This is a genomic window from Cohnella fermenti (genome assembly GCF_004801405.1).
Lineage (GTDB): Bacteria > Bacillota > Bacilli > Paenibacillales > Paenibacillaceae > Cohnella > Cohnella fermenti.
The window spans coordinates 177,370-204,274 of record NZ_SSOB01000009.1 but is presented as its reverse complement, the minus strand read 5'-3'; the positions used below and the strand labels follow the sequence as shown (position 1 = coordinate 204,274).

23 protein-coding genes are annotated in these 26,905 nt (G+C 60.7%); 20 read left to right on the top strand and 3 right to left on the bottom strand.

Translation table 11 applies throughout. The features are described 5' to 3' along the window. Window positions 1-478: 478 nt before the first annotated feature. Window positions 479-1,831, bottom strand: a complete 1,353-nt coding sequence (locus E6C55_RS09515; RefSeq protein WP_136369545.1) for a hypothetical protein — start codon at window positions 1,829-1,831, stop codon at window positions 479-481. Window positions 1,832-2,001: 170 nt separating this feature from the next. Continuing rightward, window positions 2,002-3,237, bottom strand: coding sequence for a nucleotidyltransferase (locus E6C55_RS09510; protein ID WP_136369544.1), 1,236 nt, complete (start codon window positions 3,235-3,237; stop codon window positions 2,002-2,004). A 148-nt stretch (window positions 3,238-3,385) separates the two neighbouring features. Between E6C55_RS09510 and E6C55_RS09505 the strand changes: the two genes are divergently transcribed. The 14 genes from E6C55_RS09505 (at window position 3,386) to E6C55_RS09440 (ending at window position 18,001) form a co-directional block, all read left to right on the top strand. Then, on the top strand, window positions 3,386-3,922 hold the full coding sequence (locus E6C55_RS09505; protein WP_168735551.1) for a YceD family protein: 537 nt from the start codon (window positions 3,386-3,388) through the stop codon (window positions 3,920-3,922). Window positions 3,923-4,018: 96 nt separating this feature from the next. Next, complete coding sequence (gene rpmF, locus E6C55_RS09500) at window positions 4,019-4,192, top strand: 50S ribosomal protein L32 (protein WP_136369542.1); 174 nt, start codon at window positions 4,019-4,021, stop codon at window positions 4,190-4,192. A gap of 103 nt (window positions 4,193-4,295) precedes the next feature. Next, window positions 4,296-4,901: a transcription factor FapR gene (fapR, locus tag E6C55_RS09495; RefSeq protein WP_136369541.1), complete on the top strand. Its 606-nt coding sequence runs from the start codon at window positions 4,296-4,298 to the stop codon at window positions 4,899-4,901. After that, on the top strand, window positions 4,898-5,887 hold the full coding sequence (gene plsX / locus E6C55_RS09490) for a phosphate acyltransferase PlsX (protein ID WP_136369540.1): 990 nt from the start codon (window positions 4,898-4,900) through the stop codon (window positions 5,885-5,887). Before fapR ends, plsX begins: the two co-directional genes overlap by 4 nt. A 10-nt stretch (window positions 5,888-5,897) precedes the next feature. Then, on the top strand, window positions 5,898-6,884 hold the full coding sequence (locus tag E6C55_RS09485; RefSeq protein ID WP_136369539.1) for a beta-ketoacyl-ACP synthase III: 987 nt from the start codon (window positions 5,898-5,900) through the stop codon (window positions 6,882-6,884). Between the two features lie 39 nt (window positions 6,885-6,923). Beyond that, window positions 6,924-7,853, top strand: coding sequence for an ACP S-malonyltransferase (gene fabD / locus E6C55_RS09480; RefSeq protein ID WP_136369538.1), 930 nt, complete (start codon window positions 6,924-6,926; stop codon window positions 7,851-7,853). 53 nt (window positions 7,854-7,906) lie between these two features. After that, entirely contained in the window at window positions 7,907-8,659 is a 753-nt protein-coding gene (fabG, locus tag E6C55_RS09475) for a 3-oxoacyl-[acyl-carrier-protein] reductase (RefSeq protein WP_136369537.1), read from the top strand. 87 nt (window positions 8,660-8,746) lie between these two features. After that, window positions 8,747-8,980, top strand: coding sequence for an acyl carrier protein (gene acpP / locus E6C55_RS09470; protein WP_090117455.1), 234 nt, complete (start codon window positions 8,747-8,749; stop codon window positions 8,978-8,980). A gap of 126 nt (window positions 8,981-9,106) precedes the next feature. Continuing rightward, on the top strand, window positions 9,107-10,348 hold the full coding sequence (gene fabF, locus E6C55_RS09465) for a beta-ketoacyl-ACP synthase II (protein WP_136369536.1): 1,242 nt from the start codon (window positions 9,107-9,109) through the stop codon (window positions 10,346-10,348). A gap of 94 nt (window positions 10,349-10,442) precedes the next feature. Next, complete coding sequence (rnc, locus tag E6C55_RS09460; protein WP_136369535.1) at window positions 10,443-11,183, top strand: ribonuclease III; 741 nt, start codon at window positions 10,443-10,445, stop codon at window positions 11,181-11,183. Window positions 11,184-11,208: 25 nt separating this feature from the next. Next, window positions 11,209-14,778, top strand: a complete 3,570-nt coding sequence (smc, locus tag E6C55_RS09455; protein ID WP_136369534.1) for a chromosome segregation protein SMC — start codon at window positions 11,209-11,211, stop codon at window positions 14,776-14,778. A 45-nt stretch (window positions 14,779-14,823) separates the two neighbouring features. Continuing rightward, on the top strand, window positions 14,824-15,837 hold the full coding sequence (ftsY, locus tag E6C55_RS09450; RefSeq protein ID WP_136369533.1) for a signal recognition particle-docking protein FtsY: 1,014 nt from the start codon (window positions 14,824-14,826) through the stop codon (window positions 15,835-15,837). 212 nt (window positions 15,838-16,049) lie between these two features. Next, entirely contained in the window at window positions 16,050-16,475 is a 426-nt protein-coding gene (locus tag E6C55_RS09445) for a MarR family winged helix-turn-helix transcriptional regulator (RefSeq protein ID WP_136369532.1), read from the top strand. Window positions 16,476-16,492: 17 nt separating this feature from the next. After that, window positions 16,493-18,001 (top strand): DHA2 family efflux MFS transporter permease subunit, encoded by a 1,509-nt coding sequence (locus E6C55_RS09440; RefSeq protein WP_168735550.1) that lies wholly within the window; start codon window positions 16,493-16,495, stop codon window positions 17,999-18,001. 488 nt (window positions 18,002-18,489) lie between these two features. Here E6C55_RS09440 and E6C55_RS09435 read toward each other — a convergent pair whose 3' ends face one another. Then, window positions 18,490-19,437: a transposase gene (locus E6C55_RS09435; protein ID WP_136369531.1), complete on the bottom strand. Its 948-nt coding sequence runs from the start codon at window positions 19,435-19,437 to the stop codon at window positions 18,490-18,492. 850 nt (window positions 19,438-20,287) lie between these two features. On the opposite strand from E6C55_RS09435, the gene E6C55_RS09430 reads away from it, so the two are divergent. From E6C55_RS09430 to E6C55_RS09405, 6 genes are all read left to right on the top strand, one after another. Next, window positions 20,288-21,715 carry an 8-oxoguanine deaminase gene (locus tag E6C55_RS09430; RefSeq protein WP_136369530.1) on the top strand — a complete coding sequence of 476 codons (1,428 nt, stop codon included), beginning with the start codon at window positions 20,288-20,290 and terminating at the stop codon, window positions 21,713-21,715. A gap of 66 nt (window positions 21,716-21,781) precedes the next feature. After that, window positions 21,782-22,627 (top strand): carcinine hydrolase/isopenicillin-N N-acyltransferase family protein, encoded by an 846-nt coding sequence (locus E6C55_RS09425; RefSeq protein ID WP_136369529.1) that lies wholly within the window; start codon window positions 21,782-21,784, stop codon window positions 22,625-22,627. 4 nt (window positions 22,628-22,631) lie between these two features. Further along, window positions 22,632-23,369 (top strand): SDR family NAD(P)-dependent oxidoreductase, encoded by a 738-nt coding sequence (locus E6C55_RS09420; RefSeq protein ID WP_136369528.1) that lies wholly within the window; start codon window positions 22,632-22,634, stop codon window positions 23,367-23,369. Window positions 23,370-23,386: 17 nt separating this feature from the next. Beyond that, the gene (locus E6C55_RS09415; RefSeq protein WP_136369527.1) at window positions 23,387-24,724 is read left to right on the top strand and encodes an amidohydrolase; all 1,338 of its coding nucleotides are present in this window, start codon (window positions 23,387-23,389) and stop codon (window positions 24,722-24,724) included. A gap of 66 nt (window positions 24,725-24,790) precedes the next feature. Beyond that, on the top strand, window positions 24,791-26,011 hold the full coding sequence (locus E6C55_RS09410) for an aromatic ring-hydroxylating oxygenase subunit alpha (RefSeq protein WP_136369526.1): 1,221 nt from the start codon (window positions 24,791-24,793) through the stop codon (window positions 26,009-26,011). Between the two features lie 5 nt (window positions 26,012-26,016). Then, on the top strand, window positions 26,017-26,877 hold the full coding sequence (locus E6C55_RS09405; RefSeq protein WP_136369525.1) for an alpha/beta fold hydrolase: 861 nt from the start codon (window positions 26,017-26,019) through the stop codon (window positions 26,875-26,877). Window positions 26,878-26,905 lie beyond the last annotated feature (28 nt).

Here is a 26,905-nt window from a genome sequence, read left to right as displayed (position 1 = left end):
GATTTTTCGCCTGTTTGCCCAATACCCGTCATTATCGATAACCGAAATAATTCGATCAAAGCAGGACGAGCCCAGGAATGACGCCGATTCGCTGGCTTCTTAAGGGGTAGAACTTTTCACTGTCCAGGAATGTGAAAATTCATATAAAATCGCAAAAGTCCGCGGACCAAGGGGAGCCAAAGAGGCACAGGAGCGGAGCGAATAGCGGTGCTGCGGCGGCTGGGAGAGAGTGCAAGAAGAATGAAATGTTAATAAATGTAATTAATGGTTACTTTGTGGGATCTCCCGGGCGAGCAAATACGGTTTTCGCAAAAGGGTGCCTTATCCCTTCCGTTCAGTGGTTAGTTTGAAGGTGCGGAACTGAGCGAGGGGGATAAGGCACCCTTTGGGAGGGGAGAGGTACGCCCCTGAACCGCAGGGATAAGGCACCCTCTGCAGCAAAGAGGAAGGGGCCCTCGCCCGGAGCCGAATCTCCCTTTTACTCCGACGGCGGGGAGCCGGCCGGCGGGGCGGATACGTTCCCGGACGGGGGACCGGGGCGGCGGCGCGGCCGGCCGGGACGAAGAATGGCGGCGAGCAGCGCAAGCAGCAGGAAGACGACGACGGAGGCGAGAGAGGCGAACGCCGTCTCGGACATGCTCGCCCAGCCGTCCGGCAGCGGGAAGCTGGAGCCGGTCGTGAAGGCGTCGAGCGGCCGGCCCCATGAAGGCGGAAGCGCCCAGGACGGAGCCAGGCGCGACAGCCAGCCGCCGTTGGCCGCCAAGGCGAGCGGGTACGTACAGAGAAGCGCCAGCGCGGCGTGAAGCAGGCGGCCGGCGATAAAGCGCGGCCAGGGGAAGCGGCCGTCCTCGGAGCGAACGACGGCGCGGGCCTGAAGCAAGCCGCTCCAGCCGGTCCAGGCGAGCACGGCCGCGAGCAGGGTGACGGCTTGGACGGGCGATTGCGAGAACAGGGCGGAGCGGCCGGTCTCGAACGCGCCGAGATGCAGCTCGTACAAGCCGGGGACGGCGAGCCAGACGTCGGCTCCCGGCCAGGCGAGCTGAACCATGCGCAGGAGGACGGAGCTCATCATCATGAGGCCGCCGATTGCGAGCAGGGCGGAGACGGCATGGCTGACGGTGTCGGCGATCTGCTTGCCGAACGGGCGGCCGTCCTCCTGCCGCGCCTCGCGAACGATGCGGGCGAGGCGGCGAAGCAGCGCCTTCGGCTCCGTCTGCGCGAGCGGAGGCGGCGTGGCGGGACCGCGCGGCTTCGCGATTCGCGCCCAGAGGAAGCCGGCGAGCAGGGCGGACAGCCAGAGGCCGAGCGCCAACGCCCAGCCGAAGGCGGGCGAATGAAGGAAGCCGCTGCCGATGACAAGCACGAGCACGAACGGGTTCGGCAGATGCGAGACGAGCAGCAGCGTGTCCATGTCGGCTTCGCGGACGAGGCCCCGTTCGCGAAGCCGCTGCGCCTCGCGCGCTCCGGCGGGCATGCCGGCGGACCAGCCGAAGGCGATGGCCCATCCGGCGGCGCCGGGGAGGCGGAACAGGCGTCGCGTGATCGGCTCGCCGAGTGCGGCCAGGACGTGCAGCAGGCCGGTGGCCGCAAGCAGCTCGGCGAGCATCAGCGGGGGGAGCAGGCCGGGGAAGACGGTCTGCCACCAGATCTGGAGGCCGGCCAGGGAGGCGCGGAACGCCTCGCCGGGCGATTGGACGATGCCGGCGACCAGCAGGACGACGCCGGCTCCCGCAAGCAGCGAGGACAAGGCGGACAAGCGGCGCGGACGGGGACGATCGGGGCTTTCGTGCTTCGAATTGTCGTGCTTCGAATTCTCGTGCCTATCGGTCATGAGCGCTCTTCCTTCCGGTCGGAATCGGGCAGGGACCGCCGATCCGTCCGGAAGGACAGGCGGCGGTCCCTACCAATTGTACGCGGCCGCTCCGACACTTAGACCATCTTGTCCGCCCCGCTCGCCGAAGCCGGGCCTTCGGCGAGCGGGGCGTTCCGGAGCGGAACCTGCTAGATTCGAACGGGAGGGCTCGTGTATTCGCGCCTGCCTTGCCGCAGCCGGTCGTCCCGGAAGGCGAGGGCGTACATCGCGCCGGCGCGGGCGTCCATCCGCAGGAACGGCCATTCATCGCCGGCGGCGGAGTGGACGACGGGAACGGAAGCCGTCTTCTTCATGCGCCGCAGCAGCCCGCGGCCGCGTTCGGTGAAGCCGAGCACGCGGATGTAGCGGACGCCGGAGGCGAGCGCCGCCGCGGAGAGCTCCTCCTTCGTATGGCCGAGGAGGATGCGCAGAAGCAGCCGCTGCAGCTTCGTCCGGGTATACCGCTTCGTCTTGAGCCTCCCGAGCAATTCCTCGACGCTATCCTCGTCGAGCTCCGCGAGGCAGCGCCGCAGGCGGAATTCCAGCCCTTCGGCCGCTTCCGCGAACGATGCGAGTCGGGTCTCGTCCATCTGGGCGAGCAGGTGGAACAGCGGCCGGGAGAAGCTCTCCCACGTGACCGGGAAGCGCCCGGCCTCGGCTTCGCGGCGCAGGATGTCCAGCGTGGAAGCTGGGACGAACGGGGAGAGCTCGGACAGGTCGCCCGAACGGGTGAGCAGCGCGCGCAGCGCCGTTGCGCTCGCGATGGAGGTGTCCGAGATCGAAGTCTGGGAGTAATCGGACTTCTCCCGCTTGATGGAGTAGGGGACGATGGAGCTGCCGAGCCGCCGCAGGGCGAGCAAGTAATGAAGACCGAGCGTGTGGTTCGGCTGGTCAAGCCGGAATTCGGCGTCAAGCTCGCGCCCGGTGCGGCGCAGGTGCAGACGGACCGCTTCGGCGTAGGCCGACGGATACGGCAGGCCCAGCTTCAGCAGCCGCCCGAGCTCGCGGCCGACGTCCTCGGGCTCGTCCGCCAGCAGCGCAGCGATACGGTCCAGCGTCGCGACGTCGCCGCTCTCGCTGCCGAAGCAGAGGGCGTCCACGGCGCCTGTCGCCTCCAGGACGGCGACGGAGCCGAAGGCGAACCATTCCGCAGGCTGGGAGCTGTAAGCGGCGGGGAGCTCGAGGACGAGATCGCAGCCGGCGCGCAGCGCCATCTCCGAGCGAGCCCACTTGTCCGCGATGGCGGGCTCGCCGCGCTGCAGGAAGTGCCCGCTCATGACCGCGACGACCGCGTCCGCTCCCGTTATTTTCCGCGATTGTTGTATATGATAGAGGTGACCGTTGTGCAGCGGATTGTATTCGACGACGATTCCGACCGTGCGCATAACGGATGATCCGTCTCCTTCCAGGTAAAGAATGGTTGAATACTATCACTATAGCACGAGGGAGAAGAACCGACGATGTCGGCGCGAATTGTTGACAAAAGCGCGTCATGACAGATATAATAATTTTTGTTTGTTTGGAGTGATGAACATGCTGCTTAACGTTCAAGATCTGGTCAGCCGCAGGGCGCAGATAACGTTAAAGGAATCCGTCGACGTAACGGAGGCGTACCGCGATGTGCGCGACGTCAAACCGCTCGGTCCCTTGACCGCGGAACTGACCGCCGCTTACTCCGGCGGACTGATTGACGTATCGGGAACGCTCGATTGCAAGCTTCAATTCCAATGCTCCCGTTGCCTCGACCCGATCGAGGAGGCTTGGCGCGTGCCGTTCCATGCGATCTTCAAGGTTGTCTCGAAGGAACGCTTGGACAAGGACCGCCTGGACGAGGAAGACTCGGAGGACGAAGACATCCTGTCGATCAAGGACGAACCGCTTGAGCTGCTTCCTTATATCGAGGAAGAACTGATGCTCAGCATGCCGCTCGCTCCGATCTGCAAGGACGATTGCAAGGGGTTGTGCCCCGAATGCGGACAGAACCGGAACGCGAAGGAATGCGGCTGCGACCGCGAGAAGACCGACCTCAGGTTCGACGCTCTCAAGGATTGGTTCGGTTCGAACAACTGATTCGGTTCGAAGCGACGACGGGTTCGGTTTGAAGCAACTTCTAGCGCGATGAGAACGCCGATTCGGCAGCTTTCGATTGGATAAGGAGGTGGGAACATGGCAGTCCCTTTTGGTAAAACATCGAAATCCCGCAAGAACAAGCGTCGGACGCATTTCAAACTGGTCGTTCCAGGCATGGTTAAGTGCGATCAATGCGGCGAATTGAAGCTGTCGCACCGCGTATGCAAGGTGTGCGGTACGTACAAGGCTCGTGAAATCATCAAGCAATAATGAAGATAACGCGTCCCGGCGTGGCTAACGTCCCGGCGCGTTTTTCTTTACTTTCGATTGGCACCAGGTATCAATAGGAACCTACAAAGGCGGTGTGACGGTCGTGGAGCGGCTCTCCAAACGAGAAAGGCACCAGCAGCTTACCAAGCTAATCGAGGAGAATCCGTTCCTCACCGACCGCGAGCTGACTCGACTGCTCAAGGTTAGTATCCAGACCATTCGGCTGGATCGCCTGGAGTTGTCGATTCCGGAGCTGCGGGAGAGACTGAAGATGATGGCGGAGCGGTCGTACGATTCGGTTCGTTCGCTTCCGCTTGACGAGATCATCGGGGAGATCGTCGATCTCCAGCTCGACAAGAGCGGAATCTCGCTGTTCGAGATCCGAGGGGAGCACGTCTTCTCCCGCAGCGGCATCGCCCGGGGGCATTACGTATTTGCTCAAGCGAATTCCCTTGCCGTCGCCGTTATCAATGACGAGGTGGCCCTGACCGCCTCCGCAGACATTCGCTTCGCGAGGCCCGTAAGGCTCGGCGAGAAGTGCATCGCCAAGGCTTACGTCCGTTCCGGCAGCTCGCAGCGGGGCATGTCCAAGGTGGAAGTGATCACCTATGTCGGAGAGGAGAAGGTATTCCACGGCAACTTCGTGATTTACCGCTCTCAGACGGCGCTCGCAGGGGAGTCCGGAGCGGAAGGGGGAGACATCCTGTGAGAATCGCCATCGACGCAATGGGCGGCGACCACGCTCCGCAAGCTCCGGTAGAAGGAGCGCTTGCGGCGGCGAAGGAGTGGCCGGACACGACGCTTCTTCTGGTCGGCAAGCCGGACGCCATCAAGGCGCATCTGGGAGACAATCCGCCATCCAATATCACTGTCGTGGAAGCGCTGGAGAAGATCGAAGCGGACGACGAGCCGGTTCGGGCGGTTCGTCGCAAGGCGAATTCATCGATGGTCGTCGCCGGACGTCTGGTGAAGGAAGGCGAAGCGGACGCGATGATCTCTGCCGGCAACACCGGCGCGCTGATGACGACGGGGCTGCTCGTGGTCGGGCGGATGAGCGGGATCGATCGTCCGGGTCTGACGGCCATTCTGCCGACCGTGGACGGCGTCGGCGTCGTCGCGCTCGATCTGGGCGCGAACATGGACGCGAAGCCGGAGCATCTGGTCCAGTATGCAATCATGGGCAGTCGTTATCGCCAGAAGGTGCACGGAATCGACAAGCCGCGCGTGGGGCTGCTGAATGTGGGCACCGAAGCGGCGAAGGGCAACGAGCTGTCGAAGGCGGCGTTCGAGCTGCTCAGCGAAGCGCCGGTCAACTTCATCGGCAACGTCGAAGCGCGCGATCTGCTGTACCGGAATTGCGACGTGCTTGTCTGCGACGGCTTCTCGGGCAATATTCTGCTGAAGGGGGTCGAAGGGGCGGCGGAGACGGTGTTCAGCGTGCTGAAGACGGAATTGATGTCAAGCTGGAAGTCGAAGCTGGCTGCTGCCATCCTAAGGCCGAACTTCCGACGCGTTGGGAAAATGATGGACTACAAGCGCTATAACGGAGCACCTCTGCTCGGAGTGGGCGGACTTGTTGTGAAGAGTCACGGCTCCTCCAACGCGGAGGCGACGGTGCACGCGATCAGGCAAGCCAGAACGGCCGTCGGCAACGGGCTTATCGCCGCGCTGGCCGACGATCTTGGCGGAAAGTGAGAGAATGCGAATGAATGGAATTCCCGTCGGTATTCTCGGGACAGGCAAGTACAGTCCTGAGCGCCGCTTGACCAATCAAGACCTCGAAGCGATGGTGGATACGAACGACGAATGGATCGTGTCGCGAACCGGCATCCGCGAGCGGCGCATCGCCGCTCCGCACGAGGCGACATCCGATCTGGCCTACGCGGCCTCCGTCAAAGCGCTCGAAGCCGCCGGCATCACGGCCGATCAGCTCGATCTGATCATCGTGGCGACGATTACGCCCGACATGTTTTTCCCGTCGACGGCCTGCCTTGTGCAGGAGCGGCTCGGCGCGAAGAAGGCGGCGGCGTTCGACCTGTCGGCGGCTTGCTCCGGCTTCATCTACGGGCTGGCGAACGCCTCCGGATTTATCGCGATGGGAACGTACAAGCACATTCTCGTCGTCGGGGCGGATACGCTGTCCCGGATTACCGACTACACGGACCGCAACACCTGCGTGCTGTTCGGAGACGGGGCGGGCGCGGTTGTGCTCGGCCCGGTAGCGGAAGGACGCGGCTTCCAATCGTTTAAGCTGGGAGCGGACGGAGCCGGAGGCAATCTGCTCTGCATCCGCGGCGGCGGCTCACGTTTGCCGTCCACGGAACAGACGGTGGCGGACAAGCACCACTTCCTCTATATGAACGGCCGGGACGTGTTCAAGTTCGCCGTCCGGGTGATGGGCAGCGCGGCGGAAGAGGCGCTCGATATGGCGGGCTTCACGAAGCAAGACATCGACCTTCTGATTCCGCACCAGGCGAATATCCGCATCATCCAGTCCGCTCTGGAACGGCTGGAGGTGCCGGAGGAGAAGTGCGTCATCAACGTGGATCGCTACGGCAACATGTCGGCAGCTTCGATTCCGGTGGCGCTGGCGGAAGCGGTCGAGGAAGGGCGCGTGAAGGAAGGCGACAAGGTTGTTCTCGTCGGCTTCGGCGGCGGTCTGACCTGGGGCGCCTCGACGATCGTCTGGTAACTAGGTTGAATTAGAATTCCCGTATCAGGAGGGATCGGCATGGGTAAAATCGCATTCGTCTTCCCCGGGCAAGGAGCCCAGGCGGTCGGCATGGGCAAGGATGCCTGCGCCGAGTTCGAGGCGTCCAAGCGGATCTTCGATCGCGCCGACGCGGCGCTCGGCTTCTCCTTGTCGCAGCTTGCCTTCGAGGGGCCGGACGAGCAGCTTAAGATGACGGCGTACACGCAGCCTGCACTGCTGACGACGAGCATCGCCTTGCTCGAGGCGTTCCGCTCCCGCGGCATCGCGCCGGACTATGTGGCCGGACACAGCCTCGGCGAGTACAGCGCGCTCGTGGCGGCGGACGTTCTCGACTTCGAGGACGCGGTGCGTCTCGTTCGTTCGCGCGGCCTGTTCATGGAGCAGGCGGTTCCGGGCGGCAAGGGCGCGATGGCCGCGACGCTGGGCGCCGAACGCGACGCGCTCGAGGCGCTCTGCAAGGACATCACGGCCGGCGTGGGACCGGTCGAGCTCGCCAATGTGAATTGCCCGGGCCAGATCGTCGTGTCGGGCTCCGCGGAAGGCGTCGCCGCCGTTGTCGAGAGAGGCAAGGAAGCCGGCGCCAAGCGGGTCATTCCGCTTGAGGTCAGCGGGCCGTTCCACTCCTCGCTCATGCGTCCGGCCGCCGACCAGTTGGCGGAAGAGCTGAAGAAGGTCGCCTTCCGCGACGCGAACGTTCCGGTTGTCGTCAACGTGAACGCCAAGCCGGTCACGGAAGGTGCGGAGCTGAACCGCCTTCTTGTCGAGCAGGTCGTCTCGCCCGTTCTCTGGGAGGACTCCGTGCGCTTCCTGATTGGCCAGGGCGTGGACACGTTCGTCGAGATCGGCTCCGGAACGGTGCTCGCCGGGCTCATCAAGAAGATCGACAAGACGGTTAAGATCATCTCGGTGAACAGCGCCGCGTCGATTGCGGAGGCGGCTCTGGCGTAAGGCCGGACGGACCGATACATGGGTGGGAAAAAGATCCAGGAGGAGTGGCGTTCATGGCACAGGTTGATCTGACGGGCAAGACGGCGCTCGTAACGGGAGCGTCGAGAGGCATCGGCCGGGCGATCGCGATTGCCTTGGCGGAAGCGGGAGCGGACGTCGCCGTCAATTACGCGGGCAGCGAAGCGGCGGCGGCAGAGACAGCCGCGGCGGTTGAAGCGTTCGGCCGCAAGGCGATCGTTCTGCAGGGCAACGTCGGCAAGGCCGAGGAATTCGAAGCGATCGTCGCCAAGACGATCGAGGCCTTCGGCAAGCTGGACATTCTCGTGAATAATGCGGGCATTACCCGTGACAATCTAATCATGCGAATGAAGGAAGAGGAATTCGACGACGTCATCGAGACGAACCTGAAGGGCGTGTTCAACGGCATCAAGGCCGTCACCCGCTCGATGATGAAGCAGCGTTCCGGACGCATCATCAACATCTCCTCCGTCGTCGGCGTTCTCGGCAACGCGGGCCAGGCCAACTACGTCGCCGCGAAGGCGGGCGTCATCGGTCTGACCAAGTCGGCGTCGCGCGAGCTGGCGTCCCGGGGCATTACCGTCAACGCGGTCGCTCCCGGCTACATCGAGACGGACATGACGGACAAGCTGCCGCAGGAGGTCCGCGCCGGCATTCTCTCGCAGGTTCCGCTCGGCCGCATGGGCAAGCCCGAGGATATCGCAAGCGCTGTCGTCTACCTGGCTTCGGACGCAGCTTCCTACATGACCGGCCAGACGATTCACGTCGACGGCGGCATGTATATGTAACCGGTATCCGCTCGCAAGCGGGCTTGTTTTAAGACTATGGCTTTTTGTAAATGATTCACGTATAATACGTTAAGGGAGGTGAACCGGATGTCCGATGTATATGATCGCGTGAAACGCATCGTGGTCGAACGCCTGGGAGTTGAAGAGGCGGAAGTAACCAATGAAGCGAACTTCAAGGATGACTTGGGCGCTGACTCTCTCGACGTCGTTGAACTCGTCATGGAGCTCGAAGACGAATTCGACTTGGAGATCTCCGATGAGGATGCAGAGAAGATCACAACGGTGGGAGAAGTCGTAAATTACATACAATCTCATGCCTAATTGATCTACCGGGTCCCGTTCGTGCGACGGGACTTCTCCACATTCTTAGCCACATTCAAAGCGATAAGGAGAAGCCGGCGCATGCCGGTTTCTCTCTCGATGTCTGCCAAATGAGGTGAACACCTTTTGAAACAACGCGTCGTAGTTACCGGAATGGGCGTCGTAACCGCCATCGGTAGCGACTTGCATACGTTCTGGAACAACCTGCTTGAAGGCAAGTCCGGCGTCAGTCTCGTCGAGGCGTTCGATACGAGCGACTACCCGACGAAGATTGCGGCGGAGATCAAGAACTTTAATCCCGAGGAATACGGCATCGACAAGAAGGAAGCCCGCCGGATGGACCGATTCGTCCAGTTCGGACTCGCAGCGAGCCTCAAGGCGATCGACGATTCGGGCATCCAGATCGGCGAGAACGTCGAAGCGGATCGCATCGGCGTCAGCGTCGGCTCCGGCATCGGCGGCCTTGGCACCTGGGAAGATCAGCATACGATTCTGATGGAGAAGGGACCGCGCCGCGTCAGCCCGTTCTTCATCCCGATGATGATCGCGAATATGGCGAGCGGACAAGTGTCGATCGCGACCGGGGCCAAGGGTCCGAACACGACGACGGTAACGGCCTGCGCGACGGGTACGCACTCGATCGGCGATTCGTATAAGATGATCCAGCGCGGCGATGCCGACGTGATGATCTGCGGCGGCGCGGAAGCGACGATCCGTCCGATCGCGATGGCCGGCTTCAGCAACATGCGCGCGATGAGCACACGCAACGACGAGCCGGAGAAGGCGAGCCGCCCGTTCGATGTTGGCCGCGACGGCTTCGTTATGGGCGAGGGCGCCGGGGTTCTGATTCTGGAATCGCTGGAGCACGCGGTCGCTCGCGGAGCAAGGATCTACGCCGAGATCATCGGCTACGGCATGAGCGGCGATGCTCACCACATGACCGAGCCGGACCCGGACGGAGCGTCTCGCTGCATGGCGAGAGCCATCAAGGACGCGGGCATCGACCCTTCCGAGATCGGTTACATCAACGCTCACGGGACGTCGACACCGGTTGGCGACAAGTCGGAGACGACGGCCATCAAGATGACGTTCGGCGAGCACGCTTACAAGCTGGCGGTCAGCTCGACGAAGTCGATGACCGGCCATATGCTGGGCGCGGCGGGAGGCGTCGAAGCCGTTATTCTCGGCCTGACTCTTCAGAACGGAATTATCCCTCCGACGATCAATCTCGACGAGCAGGACCCCGAGTGCGATCTGGACTACGTGCCGAACAAGCCTAGAAGCACGGATGCGAAGGTAGCCTTGTCGAACTCGTTCGGCTTCGGCGGCCATAACGCTACCGTAATTATGCGCAAGTACGAAGCCTAAGGTTGGGCGCGCACGTGTGGCGCAGGCGGCGCGAGCCTCCTGCGTCTTTTTTTGTGAACAACAATCCAAGAACCGCGCGGGAGGTGCGACTTCGATGAATTCGGTAAGCGAGCCGATGAGGCGTCTGCAGGATCGGATCAACTTGCGTTTTCGCGATGTATCGCTGCTCAGGCAGGCTTTTACCCATACGTCTTATGTGAACGAACAGCGGGGCGCCAGGGCCCAGCATAATGAACGGCTTGAATTTCTCGGAGATGCGGTTCTTCAATTGACGGTATCCGAGACGCTCTACCGCATGTACCCCGATCGGCCGGAAGGCGAATTGACCCGCCTGAGAGCCAGCATCGTGTGCGAGCCTTCGCTTGTCCGTTTTGCCGAGGCGCTCGATTTCGGTCAAGTCGTGCTGCTGGGCAAAGGGGAGGAGCAAACCGGGGGCCGGACGAGGCCTTCGCTGCTCGCGGACGCGTTCGAGGCGTTCGTTGGAGCTCTGTATCTCGATCAAGGACTGGATGTGGTCCGCGGCTTCCTGGATGAGCATCTGTTCGCCCATCTGCCGAAGACGAGCCGGCTTCCGCTTAAGGACCATAAGACCGAGCTGCAGGAGAAGGTTCAGCAATGGAGCCTCGGGCCTCTGGAGTATCGAACGATCGAGGAGAGAGGACCTGCGCATGACCGCGAGTTCGTTGTGATCGTGCAGGTGGGAGAACGGCGGCTCGGTGAAGGCGTCGGCCGTTCGAAGAAGGAAGCGGAGCAGAGGGCGGCTTCGAGAGCGCTTGCGCATCTGCAGGAAGGCGAAGGCGGCGCCAGGGAGAATGGATCGCATGAACCGTCTTAAGGACGGAAGAGGGGACGGTTAACCGATGTATCTCAAAGGAATCGAACTCGCCGGCTTCAAGTCGTTCGCCGATCGGACCGCCCTCGAATTCGGAAGAGGCATTACGGCGGTCGTCGGTCCGAACGGAAGCGGCAAGAGCAATATTTCCGACGGGATTCGCTGGGTGCTCGGCGAGCAGAGCGCGAAGAGCTTGCGCGGCGGCAACATGCAGGACGTCATCTTCGCGGGAAGCGACGCCCGCAAGGCGGTTAACTTCGGAGAAGTGTCCATCACCTTCGACAATCAGGACAAGACGCTTCCGCTCGACTTCACGGAAGTGACGGTTACCCGCCGCGTCCATCGCAGCGGGGACAGCGAGTACTTGATCAACAAGCAGCCTTGCCGCTTGAAGGATATTACCGAGCTGTTCATGGATACCGGCATCGGCAAGGAAGCGTATTCGATTATCGGACAGGGGCGAATCGAAGAGATTCTGAGTAACCGCTCCGAGGATCGCCGCGGCATCTTCGAGGAAGCGTCGGGCATCGTCAAGTACAAGTCCCGCAAGAAGGAAGCGCAGAAGAAGCTGGAGGATACCGAAGCGAACCTGCTGCGGATCAACGACCTCGTCACCGAGCTGGAAGGGCAGATCGAGCCGCTTCGCGATCAGGCGGAGAAGGCGGAGAAGTTCAAGGCGTTTAAGGAAGAGCTGAAGGCCAAGGAGATCGCGCTGTACGTTCACCAGATCGAGACGGTGCACGCTTCATGGAACGAGACGAACGAGAAGCTGACGAAGCTGAAGGAAGAGGAGCTTGCTCTGTCGACCGAGGTCAGCCGTCATGACGCGATGCTCGAAGAGGACCGCGGCGCGCTGCATCGCTTGGAAGAGACGCTCGAGAAGCTTCAGGACGAACTGCTCCATACAAGCGAAGAGGCGGAGAAAAGCGAAGGCTACGCCGAGCTCCTCGCCGAGCGACGGACCAATCTGGTGCGCACCCGCGAGGGGTTGACCGAGAGTCTGGCGCAAGCGGAAGAACGTCTCGCCGCGCTGGCGGCGGAAGGCCAGGAACTGGCAGCGCGCAAGGAGCAGGCCGAGAGCCAGCTCTTCGAGCTCACGAAGCTGCACGAGCAAGAGGAGACGAAGCTCGGCTTCGTGGACGGCAGCAGCGATGCGGAGGAGAAGCTGAAGGCGGAGCTGTTCGACGCGATGAACGCGATGGCGCAGGCGCGCAACGATATTCGTTATTGCGTCCAGCAGAAGGAAGTGCTGGAGAAGCGCGTCGGCCGATCAGCCGAGGAGCGGGTGAAGTGGGTCGAGTTGCGGGATGCGCTCGCGGCCCGTCGCGACGAGCTTGAAGCACGGCTTCAGGCATGTACGGTTGCGGTCGCCGAAGCGAGGGATCGTTACGTGTCCGAGGGAGCTCGATCGGCGGACGTCCAGCGCAGCCTCGAGGAGGCTCAGGCGGAAGTGCGCAAGGCCGAGCAGAAGCGGGAAGCTCTCGTCTCCCGGCGGGATACGATCAAGGAGCTGCAGAACGATTACGACGGCTTCCAGCATGGCGTACGGGAAGTGCTCAAGGCGTCGAAGCGCGGTCAACTGCATGGCGTCCACGGCGCCGTCGCCGAACTGATCGGTGTGCCGGCTCATCTGGAGACGGCGATCGAGACCGCGCTCGGCGGAGCGATGCAGAACATCGTCATGGAGAACGAATCGACCTCGCGCACCGCGATCGCCTACCTGAAGCAGCGGCAATCCGGACGCGCGACCTTCCTCCCGCTTGACGTTATCCGAGCGAGAACGATCGGCGAAGGAGATCGCCGCGTTCTCGGCGAAGCTGAGGGCTATGTCGGCGTTGCCTCCGAGCTGGTCAAGGCGGAAGCCCGCTATGCGGGAATCGTCGGCAGCCTGCTCGGCAGCGTGCTTATTGCCGAGAAGCTGGAGCAAGCGAACCGGATCGCCTCGAGGCTGCAATACCGCTACCGGGTCGTTACGCTTGATGGCGATGTCGTCAATCCGGGCGGATCGATGACGGGCGGAAGCCTGCAGAAGAAATCATCCAGCCTGCTCGGCAGACAACGTCAACTGGAAGAGCTTGATCGCGATATCGTACTGGCGGAGCAAGCGAAGACGGCGGCGAGAGATCGGGTCGACGACTTGAAGAAAGAGGCGGGCCTCGTCTCCCAGAGCATTGAGCAGTTGCGCGAGCTGGGCGAGCGGGCGCGGATGAACGAGCAGCAAGTGTTCGCCGAGCGTCAGCAGCTTCTGAACGAAGAGAAGCAGCACGGCGAGCTCGAGGCGGCGCTGGACGGCGAGTCCGAGATTCTCGCGGGCGAGCTTAAGGCGCTTGAGCAGTCGAAGGCGGAGGCGGACGCCCGACTCGCGAAGTTCGCGGAAGAGGAGGCTCGTCTTCAGGCGAACATCAAGGAGGCCGAGGAGCTGCGCCGTCGCAGCCAGACGGCGAAGGAAGAACTGCAAGCGTCGCTGACCGAGCTGAAGATCAAGATCGCGCGCCTCGAGCAGGATCGGCAATCGCTGAGCGAGCAGACGGCGCGCTTCCAGAACGAATGGACGCGGCTTGAGCAGGAGAAGCGCCAACTGACCGAAGCGCTCAGGAACAACGCCGAGGAGTCGGAGAAGACGGAGCTGGAGCTTGCAACCCAGCGCGAGAAGCTGAACGAGCTGCGTCTTGCCCGGCGCGAGTTCACGGAGAGCATCGAGTTCAAGCGTTCCGATCGCGCGGAACGGCTTCGCGTTCTCGAAGTGAAGGAGAACGAGACGAAGGAGCAGCGCGTCCGCCTGAAGCAGGTCGAAGATCAATTGCGTCATGCGGAGATCTCGACCAATCGAATGGACGTCGAGCTGGACAACCTGTTGCGCAAGCTGAGCGAGGAATACGAGATCGGCTTCGAATGGGCGAAGGCGAAGTATCCTGTGCCGGAGGACGTTCCGGCGACGCAGAACGAGGTCCGCGAGCTGAAGCGGAAGATTACGCTGCTCGGCGATGTCAACCTCGGAGCGATTGAGGAGTTCAAGCGGGTTAGCGAACGCTTCGAATACTTGGACGGACAGAAGAATGACCTGATCGAAGCGAAGTCGAAGCTTCACGCAATCATCCGCGAGATGGACGAGGAGATGTCGAAGCGATTCCGCTCGACGTTCGACGAGATCCGCAAGCACTTCGTTATCGTATTCTCGCGTTTGTTCGGCGGTGGACGGGCCGACCTTATTTTGGTCGAGCCGGACCGTCCGCTCGAGACCGGGATCGACATCGTCGCCCAGCCTCCGGGCAAGAAGCTGCAGAACCTGCAACTGCTGTCGGGGGGAGAGCGGGCGCTTACGGCAATCGCGCTGCTGTTCGCCATTCTGAACGTGAAGCCGGTTCCGTTCTGCGTGCTCGACGAAGTCGAAGCGGCGCTGGACGAGGCGAACGTTGCGCGCTATGCGCATTACATGCGCGAGTTCTCCGAGCAGACCCAATTCATCGTCGTTACCCACCGCAAAGGGACGATGGAAGAGGCCGATCGGCTGTACGGCGTCACGATGGAGGAAGGCGGCGTATCCAAGCTCGTCTCCGTCAAGCTGGAGGAAGGCGAAGAGATGATCGCATCGGCATAAGGCAATTAATCGCCCGGAACCGAATCCGGCGTTGGAGGATACCGAATGAGCTTCTTTAAACGATTAAGAGAGAGCATCGCGTCGAAGACCGAATCGATTACGAATAAATTCAAGGACGGCCTGGCGAAGACGCGCGACGCATTCGTCGGTCAGGTAGTCGATCTGTTCTCTCGGAGGCAAAAAATCGACGAGGCGTTCTTCGAGGAGCTCGAGGAGATCCTGATCGGCGCCGACGTCGGTGTGAACACGGTCATGGAGCTGATCGACGATCTGCGTGCGGAAGTAAAGAAGCGCAAGATCGAAGATCCGGCCGAACTGCAGCCCATCTTGACAGAGAAGCTTGTCGGGCTGCTGAAGGGCGACTCGAGCGAGCAGGCTTCGCTTAAAATGAACCCGAACGGCATCACCGTAATCCTTTTTGTAGGCGTCAACGGCGTCGGCAAGACGACCACAATCGGCAAGCTGGCGTGGCGCTTTAAGCAAGAGGGCAAGTCCGTCCTGATGGCGGCGGGAGACACGTTCCGAGCGGGAGCAATCGAACAGTTGCAAGTTTGGGGCGAACGCGTCGGCGTCGACGTGATCAAGCAAGGAGCGGGCTCCGACCCTGCCGCCGTTATGTATGATGCAGTACAAGCGGCGAAGCAGCGCGGTGTCGACGTTCTGCTGTGCGATACCGCGGGACGCCTGCAGAACAAAGCGAATCTGATGGAAGAACTGTCGAAGATCTACCGTGTCATTCAGCGCGAGATCCCGGAGGCGCCTCACGAGACGCTCCTGGTGCTTGATGCGACGACCGGTCAGAACGCTCTGCAGCAGGCCAAGCTGTTCGGGGAGAAGAGCGGCGTGTCCGGGCTTGTGCTTACCAAGCTGGATGGCACGGCCAAGGGCGGCATCGTCATCGCTATTCGCAGCGAGCTGAGCTTGCCGGTCAAGTTCGTCGGACTCGGGGAGAAGATGGACGACCTTCAGCAGTTCGACGCCGAACAATTCGTTCACGCCTTGTTCGCGGGGCTTGCCTCGGAAGGCGATGCAGACGAGGGAGACGACCGAACGGAGTAACCTGCTGGACACACGAATGCTGGCATTCATGCGCAGCACTCGCGAATAGACGCGGAATAAGACGCGGAGAATGGCGGAATCCTGAACAAGGACGGCCGCCATTCTTTTTTTGACATGAATTATTGATTGACGAGTGAATATCTTAGTGGTAAATTGATCTATACGCGAAACATTCGCACGCGTACTATTGGACGAGAGGTGACGTGGGTGGAATGGATAGCAATATGATCACGGATCTATTCTTATCGTTCCGGGCTGTCAATCAAGCGATGCACCACGCCATCTGGAAAGGCTCTGAGGAACTTGGGCTCACTCCGATCCAGTTTATGGTGCTGAAATTTGTGGACAAATCTCCGACGATCGGCGTGTCCGAGTTGGCGGAATGCTTGTTCATCGGCAACAGTGCAACCAGCGGCATCGTGGATCGACTTGTTAAGCTGGGAATGCTCACTCGCGAACGCGGTGAGCGGGATCGCAGATCCGTGATTCTGAAGATGACTTCCAAGGGGGAGGAGCTATTGCAGCAAGCGCACGAGAGACGCGAACAAGTATTGATGCCTCTCATGCAATTGGAGGAAGCCGAAGCCGGGCAATTAATCGAGATCCATAATAAAATCGTGAAATTATTAGAGAAATAACGGAGAGAGGTAAACTGATGAGTCAAGCAGTTGCAGCATTAAAACGCGGCCCCATCATGGTGGCCATTATTCTCGGGGCGTTCGTAACGCTTCTGAACCAGACGCTCCTGAACGTGGCGTTGCCGAAGATCATGGAAGATTTGGCGATCTCGACCAACACCGCCCAATGGCTGACGACGGGCTTTATGCTCGTCAATGGCGTACTTATTCCGCTTAGCGCCTACTTCATCGGTCGGTTCTCGACCCGTCAACTGTTCATTACGGCTATGCTGCTGTTCTTGATCGGCACAATATTTTGTGCCTTCGCCGGCAACTTCGAGTTCCTGATGGCCGGACGGATCATTCAGGCGGCTGGCGCCGGCATCATGATGCCGCTCATGTCCATCGTTGTCCTGACGATCTTTAAGGTCGAAGAGCGCGGCAAAGCGATGGGGATGATGGGAGTTGCGATGATCTTCGCGCCGGCAGTCGGACCTACGCTGTCGGGCTGGATCGTCGAGCACTACCACTGGCACGTTCTGTTCTACGTCATCATGCCGCTTGCATTGATTGCCTTGCTGGTCGGACTTAAGTACATGAAGAACGTCAACGAGCTTACAATGCCGAAGCTGAACGCGCTTGGCGTCATCTTGTCCACACTCGGCTTTGGCGGCCTGCTGTTCGGCTTCAGCGAAGCGGGCAACGATGGCTGGGATAGTGCGATGGTTATCGTCAGCCTTGCCGTAGGTGCAATAGCCTTGGTTCTGTTTATTCTTAAGGAATTTTTCAACAAAATTCCGCTGCTCGAGTTCCGTGTCTTCCGCTATGACATGTTTACGCTGACGACGGCCATCAACATTCTTGTCACAATGGCGATGTACGCAGGGATGATTCTGACTCCGATCTACATGCAGAACATTCTTGGTTTGACGCCGATCAAGTCCGGCCTCGCCCTGCTGCCCGGCGCTATCCTGATGGGCATTATGTCTCCGGTAACGGGTGCAATCTTCGATAAGATTGGCGCTCGCTGGCTGTCCGTTGTCGGCCTGCTTATCACAGCAGCGACGACATGGGAATTCACTCAGCTTACCGTCGATACAACGTACACGCACATGGTTCTGATTTACACAATCCGCATGTTCGGCATGTCGCTGCTCATGATGCCGGTTCAGACGGCGGGGATGAATCAATTGCCTCAGCGTTTGAACCCGCACGGTTCCGCCATGTCGCAGACACTCCGGACAGTCGGCGGTGCTCTCGGTACCGCATGGCTAGTAACGGTTATGTCGACCAAGGCCAAGTCCGTTGCAACGGAACTGATGATTGCCGGCCAAGTCGACCAGAACGACAAGGCAGCCATGCTCGACGTCTCGAACCATGCGACGGTCAGCGGCATCAATCACGCATTCCAATATGCCTTCTGGCTGACGGTATCCGCTCTCGTTCTTGCATTCTTTATCCGCAAAACAAAGCCGGCGAAGGATTTCGCAGTCAAGGATCACTCGGAGAAGAACGCCTCTGAAGCGAAAAAGCCTGCCCGCGCATAATCTCATTTTGCGGTAAACTCAATTCAGGGCATCCCTGCACTGTGGCGGGTTGCTGCTCCGAACAAGTCCTGTCTTCCATCCCTGTTACCAGGGGCCGGGGGCAGGACTTTTTTGTTCATTGCCATCCCGTCGAATCGGTTGCCGAATATATGGATATATATGGATTATTATCGATATACTCTCCCAGCGCGCTATTGCCCTTTTTCCCAAAGGGTGCCTTATCCCCTCCGTTCAGGTTGCGGGCTGTTCAGGTTGCAGACGGTAGGTTGAGGTTGCAAGTCACATGCTTGTCAGGTGGAGTTGCAGGTTGTGCGAAGAGGTTGCAGGCTGTGTGCCTAAGGTCATGGATACGAACACTATGAAAACTATGGTCATGGAGTGCTCCCATCGGTTACGGGGTGTGTGCGTCTGAATGAAGGGGACTAGGGTTGGGATGCCGGTTCAAGTTCAAAGTGGCGCTATACGCTCTCGCTCAAACAGTCATTCTGCTAAATGGCGGTATACAACCGAAGCCACTTGCCCCGCCACTTCTTCTTGCTCTCGAACTTGTGCCACGGGGGCAAAAGGACCGGCCGGTCCTTCGTGAGCTCGGGATAAGTGATGGCGGGAGTGATGGCGCTCAGACGAAGAACGGAGCCAAGCGACAGCCCGGGGCTAAGAAAGTCCGCTGCCTGATTGGCGCGATAGCCGTATTCGTTCAAGTAAGCCTGAAGATGCTTGGGGCGAATGCCGCAGAACGTATCGTTCAGCCAACGCTCGACATGGCGCCGATGGTCCCGAAGAGCGGGATGCCTCCGGTTGGCGGCAGGCGGAATAATCGTCACGGGACTCCCGTCCGTGCAAGTCGTCCGGAACGCCTCGATGCCGGCTCGGGCGATCCGCCTGAAGAAGCCCTCCTCAACATGGTCCGGCGACGGCTGCCAGAAGCGAAAGAACTCGGGCTGCTGCTGCTCGTCCAACGAGGCCGCAAGAAGCAAAGGCTGACGCGCATCGAGATAGAGGGCGGGGCCATAATCGGCGTGCTCAATATGGACGTTGCCGCTCAGAATGCGGCTCTCCACCTCCAAGGACAAGGCGTGCCTGATTTTGTGGGCGATGAGCCAGGCTGTTTTATAGGTAACCCCGAGGATGTCGCGCAGTTCCGTCGCCGCAATGCCGGAAGGCTGCGAGAGCAGATAGATCGCTTGGAACCAGCGGGGGAGCGAAGTGGAGCTTCCTTCCATGACGGTCCCTGAGATCAGGGACGTCTGGCGGCGGCAAGAGGCGCATTCGAACAGGGGAAGCCTGCGGGTCCGAATAAGGAAGTAACGGGTTTGGCCGCAGCAAGGGCAACGGAAGCCATCGGGCCAGCGCGCATCGAACAAAGCCGAGATGCAGGCTTGATTGGAGGCGAAGCGTTCCTTGAACTGTGCGAAAGCGATCGGGTCGTCGATCATGAGAGGATCACCGCCAGGAGAGGGATTGTGCTTCCATCATACCAAACAAATGTTCTTATATCAATCATTTTTTGGGGAAATACATCCATCTTCCGGTTGGAGACCGAACAGATGGCAAGAGGGTGGTCGGCCCCTGAACGGAGGGGATAAGACACTGTCTGTGGAGAAGGGGGGACTGAGCAGAAGGGATAAGGCACTGCGGGACGGAACGATGGCACGAACGGTGGAACTGAGGAGAGGGGATAAGGCGCCGTACGGTGTGACAGCGAAACTGAGCGAGAGGGATAAGGCACCCTCAGGCAGGGAGGGGGGCGAAATGGGCGAAACTGAACAGCGGGGATAAGGCGCCGTGTGGCGCAACTAGGGGGGGCTGCAGGCGCTGGAGGGGCGGAACTGAGCAGAAGGGATAAGAAACTGTGTTTGCAAAAAGAATGATCTTCGATAGAGCTCCTTTTTAGCTCATTTTTTACAATAAAATCCTTTCGAATTCCGATGTGGTTTGCTGCAAGTTTGTTCCAACGGATATGGCAGGCGCGGCGATGAAGCTTTTTAATTTGGACGGAAATGTCATCATTCATTACGCTGAAGATAAATATTCCGTGCAAAACAACCAAAAATCCGGATGTTGTGTTATTAAAACTGACAAAAAAGTCTCCGAAGCGTTGAAGCGTCGAATTGGATGCTTATACAATGGGCACAAGGCTAACCTGCAAAGGTTTAAAAGGATGGCGGAACGACGGTTCGGACGCGGCCTTTCTTGAATCGCCGATGGCCTATTCGCAAGTCCTGCCAAGGAGACAGGGGCGGTTGGCCGGGCGATTCGGTCTTCGACGAAAAGGGGGTTACCTGGTTGGGGACGTTATGGATTCGCAACGCGAAGAACATTATCACGATGGACGGGGAGCGGCGCCAGTATCCGGGAGGGAGCTTGTACGCGGTCGATCAGCAGATTGTGGCAATCGGCTATGACTTGCCCTATGAGGCTGCCGATACGGTGATCGACGCCCGCGACAAGATTGTGTACCCGGGGCTTATCAACACGCATCATCACCTCTATCAGAATTTGACGCGCAACATCCCTTTTGTTCAAAAGACGGAGTTGTTTGATTGGCTTGTTACTTTATATGACATCTGGCGCCATCTGCGACCGGAGGATATCTATGCAAGTGCGGTCGTTGGGCTTGGGGAGCTGCTCAAGAGCGGCTGCACGACGGCGGCCGACCACTTCTACTGCTTCCCGAACGGAGTCAGCGGGGAGATGATCGACGAGGAGATCCGCGCGGCCGGGGAGCTTGGCATCCGCTTCTTCCCGACTCGCGGCTCGATGAGCCTCGGGCGCTCGAAGGGAGGGCTCCCGCCGGACGAGGTGTGCCAGACGGAGGACATCATTCTTCGCGATTCGCGCAGGCTTATCGAGACGTACCACGATCCGAAGCGGTTCGCGATGGTGCGCGTCGGCGTCGCTCCGTGCTCGCCCTTCTCGATTACAGCCGATCTGCTGAAGGAATCGGCAGCGCTGGCGCGCAGCTACGGTGTTCGGATGCACACGCATCTGGCGGAGACGAAGGACGAGGATCAATTCTGCCTCGAGAAGCTGGGCATGAGGCCGCTTGACTTCATGGAGCAGAACGGCTGGGTCGGCAGCGACGTCTGGTATGCTCACGGCATTTATTTTAATGACGATGAGATCGGTCATCTGCACACGCATCAGTGCGGGGTGGCGCACTGCCCGACGAGCAATATGAAGATGGGCTCCGGCGTCATGCCAATTGTGAAAATGCTCGAGAAAGGAGTCAAGGTCGGCATGGGGGTGGATGGATCGGCTTCCAACGACGGCTCCAACATGCTGCTTGAGGTGAGGGTCGCGCACCTGCTGCACAATCTGATGCACGGCCCGACGGCGCTCGGCGCAGAGGATTGTCTCCGCATCGCGACCCGCGGCTCGGCCAGGGTTCTCGGCTGGGAGGACGACATCGGCTCGCTCGAGGTCGGCAAGGCAGCCGATATGTTCATGATCGACACGCGTCAGCTCGGCTTCGCCGGCGCTCTTCATGACGATGCGGCGCTGCCGGTGCTGACGGGGCTGTCGCAGACGGTCGACATGACGATTGTCGGCGGCAAGGTTGTCGTCAAGGACGGCAAGCTCGTGAATGTGGACGAGGAGAAGGCGGCGCTTGCCGGCCAGGCGGCCTCGTTCCGATTGCTGAACGAAGCGGCGCTGCGGACGAAGATCGATTATAACCGGATGCGCATGGAGAGAAGTTACCCGAACTTCTAAGGTCGGCCGGCGGACAGTGACGAGAGGGGAAAGACAAGGGAAAGACAGGAGAAAAGAGGGGAGACCATGTGCACCATAGGGGCGCTTGTTATCATCGATCCATCCGACCAGCTTTGCGTATACGGCTTCAAGAATGCGGATAACCCTCCTGTCGGCTATTGGCACGGTGTGGCGGGAAGCGAAGACGGCTATTCTTCGCTCGCCTTCGGGCTGCTGCCCCAGACGGGGATCAATTCGGGGATGAACGAGAAGGGACTCCTGCTGATCAGCTCCTTCTTCGGCTATAGCGTACCCGGAGAGAAGGAGAAGAAGGAGGGCTTCTGGCGCGGCGACCTGCGGGGCAAGGTGCAGGCGGAAGTGCTCGCCCGCTGTGCAACGGCGGAGGAGGCGCTGGCGCTTATGCAGGAACGGTTCGACGCGGCGGAAGAGATCTCCATCGGCGGGAGTCATGTGATCGTAGATCGCCGGGGAGGCTTGTACGTCTTCGAGCACAGCCAGGGCTACACGGCTTGGCAGGATGCGACCGCGCAAGGCTGGGCGGCCAGGAGCAATCAGTCGTTCGGCTTGTTCCGGGCGGAGCAGGAGCTTCAGAGCGCGGACGTCAGCAGGGACCGACAGCTTCGGCTCGAGCGGGCGGAGTCGGTGCTCAGCGGGCTTGGCGGCAAGAAGCTGGACGCTTCGGAAGCGATAGCCAACATCGAATATTTGTTGCGGATGCATGAGAATGAGGACGGCAGCGCGCTCGGAAGCGTGTGCGCCCACGGCGTGCGGAGCGGCCGCTCGAATGCGCCGCTGCCTCACGATACGGTGAGCGGGATGATCTGGGATCTCGCGGAAGCGGAGATGAGGTACACGCTGGGGCAGCCGTGCTGCAATGAATGGAAGCGGCTGAGGCTCGGCGGGGAGGGGTGAGCGAATGTATTCGTATAAGGGCAAGAAGGTTCTGGTCGCGGGAGGCGCATCGGGGATCGGCGCCGCGACTGTGACGGCGTTCCGGGAGGCGGGCGCCGACGTGGCGGTGTTCGATATCGCCTTCAAGGAGGTGCGGGAAGAAGCGGGGCTGCTGGAATATCCGGCAGACCTGGCCGACTCTTCGCAGTTGTCCGCCGCGTACGCGATGTTGAAGGAACGCTGGAGGGCGCTCGATGTTCTGATCAACAATGCGGGCATCGAATGCGTCGCGACGCTGGAGGAGACGACCGAAGAGGCGTGGGATCGCGTCATGGGCGTGAACCTGAAGAGTGTGTTCCTCAGTTGCAAGGAGGCGCTGCCGCTGCTGAAGGAGTCGCGCGGCAGCATTGTCAACACCGCTTCGCAGTTGGCATTCGTCGGGGCGTCCTCCTTCACCGCTTATACGGCCTCCAAGGCGGCGGTTGTGAACTTCACGCGCAGCCTGGCGCTGGAGACGGCGAAGGACGGCGTGCGGGTGAACTGCGTCTGCCCGGGGGCGATCGATACGCCGCTGCTCCGCCGGCAGTTCGAGGGGCGCAGGGGGCCGCAAGGAACGCTCGACGATCTGATCGGGATGCATCCGCTCGGACGGCTCGGCGAACCTTCGGAGATTGCCGGGTGCATTCTTTTCCTCGCGAGTCCGCTTGCGTCCTTCGTGACCGGCAGCGCGATGTTGGCCGACGGCGGGTACACCATTCAATGAGCCGGGGGGATACAGCGATGAATGACAGCTTGCTTATTACGGGCGGCACGGTTCTGACCGTCAACGAGACAAACGAAGTGATCGAGGTCGGTGCGGTGCTGATCGAGCAGGGGAGAATCGCCGATGTCGGAGAGGCGGCCGTGCTGGAGGCGAAGTACTCGAACATAGAGAAGCTGGATGCGGCGGGGCACGTCGTGCTTCCGGGACTTGTCAATCTTCATCTGCATTCGGGACTTATCCGCGGCACGGCGGAGGACTTGCCCGTCTTCGAATGGCTGACCAAATACGTCGACCCGAAGCATCGGGCGCTAACGGACGAGTTGGCTTACGCGGCGGCGCGCCTCAGCTATACGGAAGGGCTGCTGGCGGGGACGACGTGCGTCATGGATATGTACCGCTTCATGCATCGCTGCGCGGACGCGGCGGAGCAGTTGGGATTGCGGGCGACGCTTGCTCCTTATGTGGTCGATAAGCCGGGGATGGATTACTTCGAATCGCTCGACAAGAACATCCGGCTCGTCGAGGAGCGCAACAGGACGGCGAACGGCCGCATCCAGGTGTGGTTCGCGCTTGAGCATCTGACTTATTGCACGGAGGATGCCTACCGTCGGGCCGCGAAGCTGGCGGAGAAGTACGATACCGGCATTCACACGCACGGCGAGGAATCGATCGCGATGGCGCGCCGGCTGCACGCCGAGACCGGGCGCTGGCCGGTGGAGCTGTTCTACGATCGGGGAATTCTCGGGCCGAAGACGGTGCTCGCTCACTGCGTATGGCTTCAGGACTCGGAGATGGAGCTGCTGGCGAAGACGGGGACGTCCGTCGCCCACTGTCCGGTCAGCAATCTGAAGCTGGCGTCGGGCATCGCTCCGATCAAGGAGCTGCTGGATCTGGGCGTGAATGTCGGCATCGGGACGGACGGGGTGAAGGAGAACAACAGCCTGGACATGCTCGAGGAGATGAAGTACGTTCCTCTGCTTCAGAAGGCCAGGCTGCTCGATGCGACGGCTATTCCGGCGGAAGTTGCGCTGCGGATGGCGACGATCGACGGAGCGAAGGCGCTTGGGCTCGACAAGGAGATCGGGTCGCTCGAGATCGGCAAGAAGGCGGACCTGATTATGGTCGACTTCCGCAAGCACCACCTGACGCCGATCATTCGCGGCAAGTACAACAACGCGGTCAGCAACCTTGTCTACTCGGCTTCGGGCTCCGATGTCAGCCATGTGTTTATCGACGGCAAGCCGATCGTGCGGGAACGCAAGCTGCTGACGGGCGATGCGGAGGCGATCCGCCTGGAGGCGCAGGAGGCGGCCGAGAAGCTGTTCGAGCTGAGAGAGCCGTTCATTCCCGTTTGAGGCCGAGCGGCCGGCCGCAGAGCAAGCATCGCAGAACACTCAACCATAACGAAGGAGGAATCTCTCATGTCCTATAAACCGTCTGCAACCGTATTTTCCATATTGGATGACCTGGGCCCTTCTCTGATCGAATCGAAGGAGGCGCGCTCCATGCCGCCTGAGGTTTATATCGCAGAGGAGTTCTTCGAGTTCGAGAAGCAGGCGATATACGGCAAGAGCTGGCTGTGCGTCGGGCGTCAGGAGCAAGTGCCGAATCCCGGAGACTACTATTCGATTGCGATCCATGACGACCCGCTGCTCGTCACCCGCGACAAGAAGGGGGAGATTCACGTCATCTCGGCGGTGTGCCAGCACCGCGGCCATCTCGTCGCCGAAGGCTCCGGCAATTGCAAGAACTTCCGCTGTCCGCTGCACTGGTGGACGTACGGTCTGGACGGCGAACTCGTCTCCGCGCCGGAGATGATCCGGATCGAACCGTTCGACATTCTGCGCCACGACCACAGCCTCCCGCATCTGAAGACGGAGATCTGGAACGGCTTTATCTTCGTCAACTTCGACGAGAACGCCGAGCCGCTTGCGCCGACGCTGACGAAGCTCGACGAGGAGATGAAGAACTACCGGCTGAACGAGCTCGTGTCCATGCCGTTCGTCGATATCGACAACTGCGAGTGGAATTGGAAAATCATGATCGAGTCGTCGCTCGAGCCGTACCATACGAACTATCTGCACAAGGGGCCGCACGACTTCGCGCCGAGTCAGCTTGCCGGCTTCGTCGACTTCGACGAGGACGACGGGCAGATTATGCACCCGACCGGCTTCACGCATATGGACGCAGGCTTCTCGCCGGACATGACGGCGAACTTCCCGCCGATCTCGACGCTGACGCCCGAGCAGCGCCAGAAGATGACGATCGCGTCGGTGCCGCCGATGCTCACGCTCGGTCTGATGCCGGACCAGGTGTTCTGGAATATTATTCTTCCTCAGGGTCCGGGCAAGATCTTCTTCCGTTCCGGTCTGATGTATCCGCCGGAGACGGTGGCGCTGCCGGACTTCGAGGAGCGCTACAAGCAAGCGAACGACAGCATCCAGGAGATCAACGAGCAGGATCTTGCGGCGAACGCCTCGCTGCAGAAGGGACTGAAGTCCCAATTATCCCGCCGCGGGCGTTATGCGGCGCTCGAGCGAACGCTGCCGCAGCTCAACAAGTGGCTGGCGAAGCGGTACTTCAGGTACGCGGAGCAATTCGGCTATAAGCCCGACTTCGCCGTGCCGGCGGAGAAGGCGTGAGCCGGATGGAGGGGGTCTGGAGCGCGGCTGGGGGAGAAGGCGTTCGAGACGAGGCGGCGAACGGGGCGCGGGGCATTCGCGAGCTGACGGTGACGGGGCCGGCGGGCAAGCTGCGCCTGCTTGCCTCCGGTCATGAGCAAGGCCGGCCTGTCCTGTTTATCCACGGCATCACGGAGAATGCCGAGGCGTTCGTGCCGATTATGCGAGGGCTGCCCGCCGAATATGGCGCTTATGCGCTTGATCTGAGGGGGCGCGGCGGTTCCGACAAGCCGGAGAAGGGCTACGGCGCGCTCGATTACGCGCTGGACCTGCTCGCCGTCTGGAACGGCTTCTCCGGTCATGCGGAGAAGCCGGTGCTCGTCGGCCATTCGATGGGAGGCCGCGCGGCCTGTTCGTTCGCGGCGCTCTATCCGGACCTGCTCGGCGCCGTCGTGCTGATCGATCCGCCGCTCTCCGGCCCCGGCCGACCGCCGTTCCCAATGCCGATCGGCCGGTTCCTGGAGCCGAAGCGGGCGCTGGAGGCGGGCGATATGGCCCGCTTCCGCTCCTACTATACCGCGCCGGGCTTCGACTACGAGCGCAAGGCCAAGGAGCTGAGAGAGTGCTCCGAAGCGGCGATTGTCGGCTCGTACGAAGCGATGAACCGCGATCCGTTCCATGCCTACTATCGCATGCTTAAGATTCCCGCGCTTCTGATCGCGGCGGGCGCTTCGCCGCTTATTCCGCAGGAGGCGGAAGATGAGCTGAAGGCGATGAATCCCGGGGTCGGCGTCGTCCGCTACGAGGATGTCGGGCATGAGGTTCACAAGCTCGCACCGGAGCGGCTGACCGAAGAGTTGATCCGTTATCTGGCGACCTTATCCTGATTTAACTACAGCAAGCATCCGGAGGTGT

Bases quoted from the DNA above. Each gene is read 5' to 3' on its own strand.
- E6C55_RS09515 (WP_136369545.1), bottom strand. From the start codon at position 1,831: ATGACCGATAGGCACGAGAATTCGAAGCACGACAATTCGAAGCACGAA.
- E6C55_RS09510 (WP_136369544.1), bottom strand. From the start codon at position 3,237: ATGCGCACGGTCGGAATCGTCGTCGAATACAATCCGCTGCACAACGGT.
- E6C55_RS09505 (WP_168735551.1), top strand. From the start codon at position 3,386: ATGCTGCTTAACGTTCAAGATCTGGTCAGCCGCAGGGCGCAGATAACG.
- rpmF (WP_136369542.1), top strand. From the start codon at position 4,019: ATGGCAGTCCCTTTTGGTAAAACATCGAAATCCCGCAAGAACAAGCGT.
- E6C55_RS09485 (WP_136369539.1), top strand. From the start codon at position 5,898: ATGAATGGAATTCCCGTCGGTATTCTCGGGACAGGCAAGTACAGTCCT.
- fabD (WP_136369538.1), top strand. From the start codon at position 6,924: ATGGGTAAAATCGCATTCGTCTTCCCCGGGCAAGGAGCCCAGGCGGTC.
- fabG (WP_136369537.1), top strand. From the start codon at position 7,907: ATGGCACAGGTTGATCTGACGGGCAAGACGGCGCTCGTAACGGGAGCG.
- acpP (WP_090117455.1), top strand. From the start codon at position 8,747: ATGTCCGATGTATATGATCGCGTGAAACGCATCGTGGTCGAACGCCTG.
- rnc (WP_136369535.1), top strand. From the start codon at position 10,443: ATGAATTCGGTAAGCGAGCCGATGAGGCGTCTGCAGGATCGGATCAAC.
- smc (WP_136369534.1), top strand. From the start codon at position 11,209: ATGTATCTCAAAGGAATCGAACTCGCCGGCTTCAAGTCGTTCGCCGAT.
- ftsY (WP_136369533.1), top strand. From the start codon at position 14,824: ATGAGCTTCTTTAAACGATTAAGAGAGAGCATCGCGTCGAAGACCGAA.
- E6C55_RS09445 (WP_136369532.1), top strand. From the start codon at position 16,050: ATGGATAGCAATATGATCACGGATCTATTCTTATCGTTCCGGGCTGTC.
- E6C55_RS09440 (WP_168735550.1), top strand. From the start codon at position 16,493: ATGAGTCAAGCAGTTGCAGCATTAAAACGCGGCCCCATCATGGTGGCC.
- E6C55_RS09435 (WP_136369531.1), bottom strand. From the start codon at position 19,437: ATGATCGACGACCCGATCGCTTTCGCACAGTTCAAGGAACGCTTCGCC.
- E6C55_RS09425 (WP_136369529.1), top strand. From the start codon at position 21,782: ATGTGCACCATAGGGGCGCTTGTTATCATCGATCCATCCGACCAGCTT.
- E6C55_RS09420 (WP_136369528.1), top strand. From the start codon at position 22,632: ATGTATTCGTATAAGGGCAAGAAGGTTCTGGTCGCGGGAGGCGCATCG.
- E6C55_RS09415 (WP_136369527.1), top strand. From the start codon at position 23,387: ATGAATGACAGCTTGCTTATTACGGGCGGCACGGTTCTGACCGTCAAC.
- E6C55_RS09410 (WP_136369526.1), top strand. From the start codon at position 24,791: ATGTCCTATAAACCGTCTGCAACCGTATTTTCCATATTGGATGACCTG.
- E6C55_RS09405 (WP_136369525.1), top strand. From the start codon at position 26,017: ATGGAGGGGGTCTGGAGCGCGGCTGGGGGAGAAGGCGTTCGAGACGAG.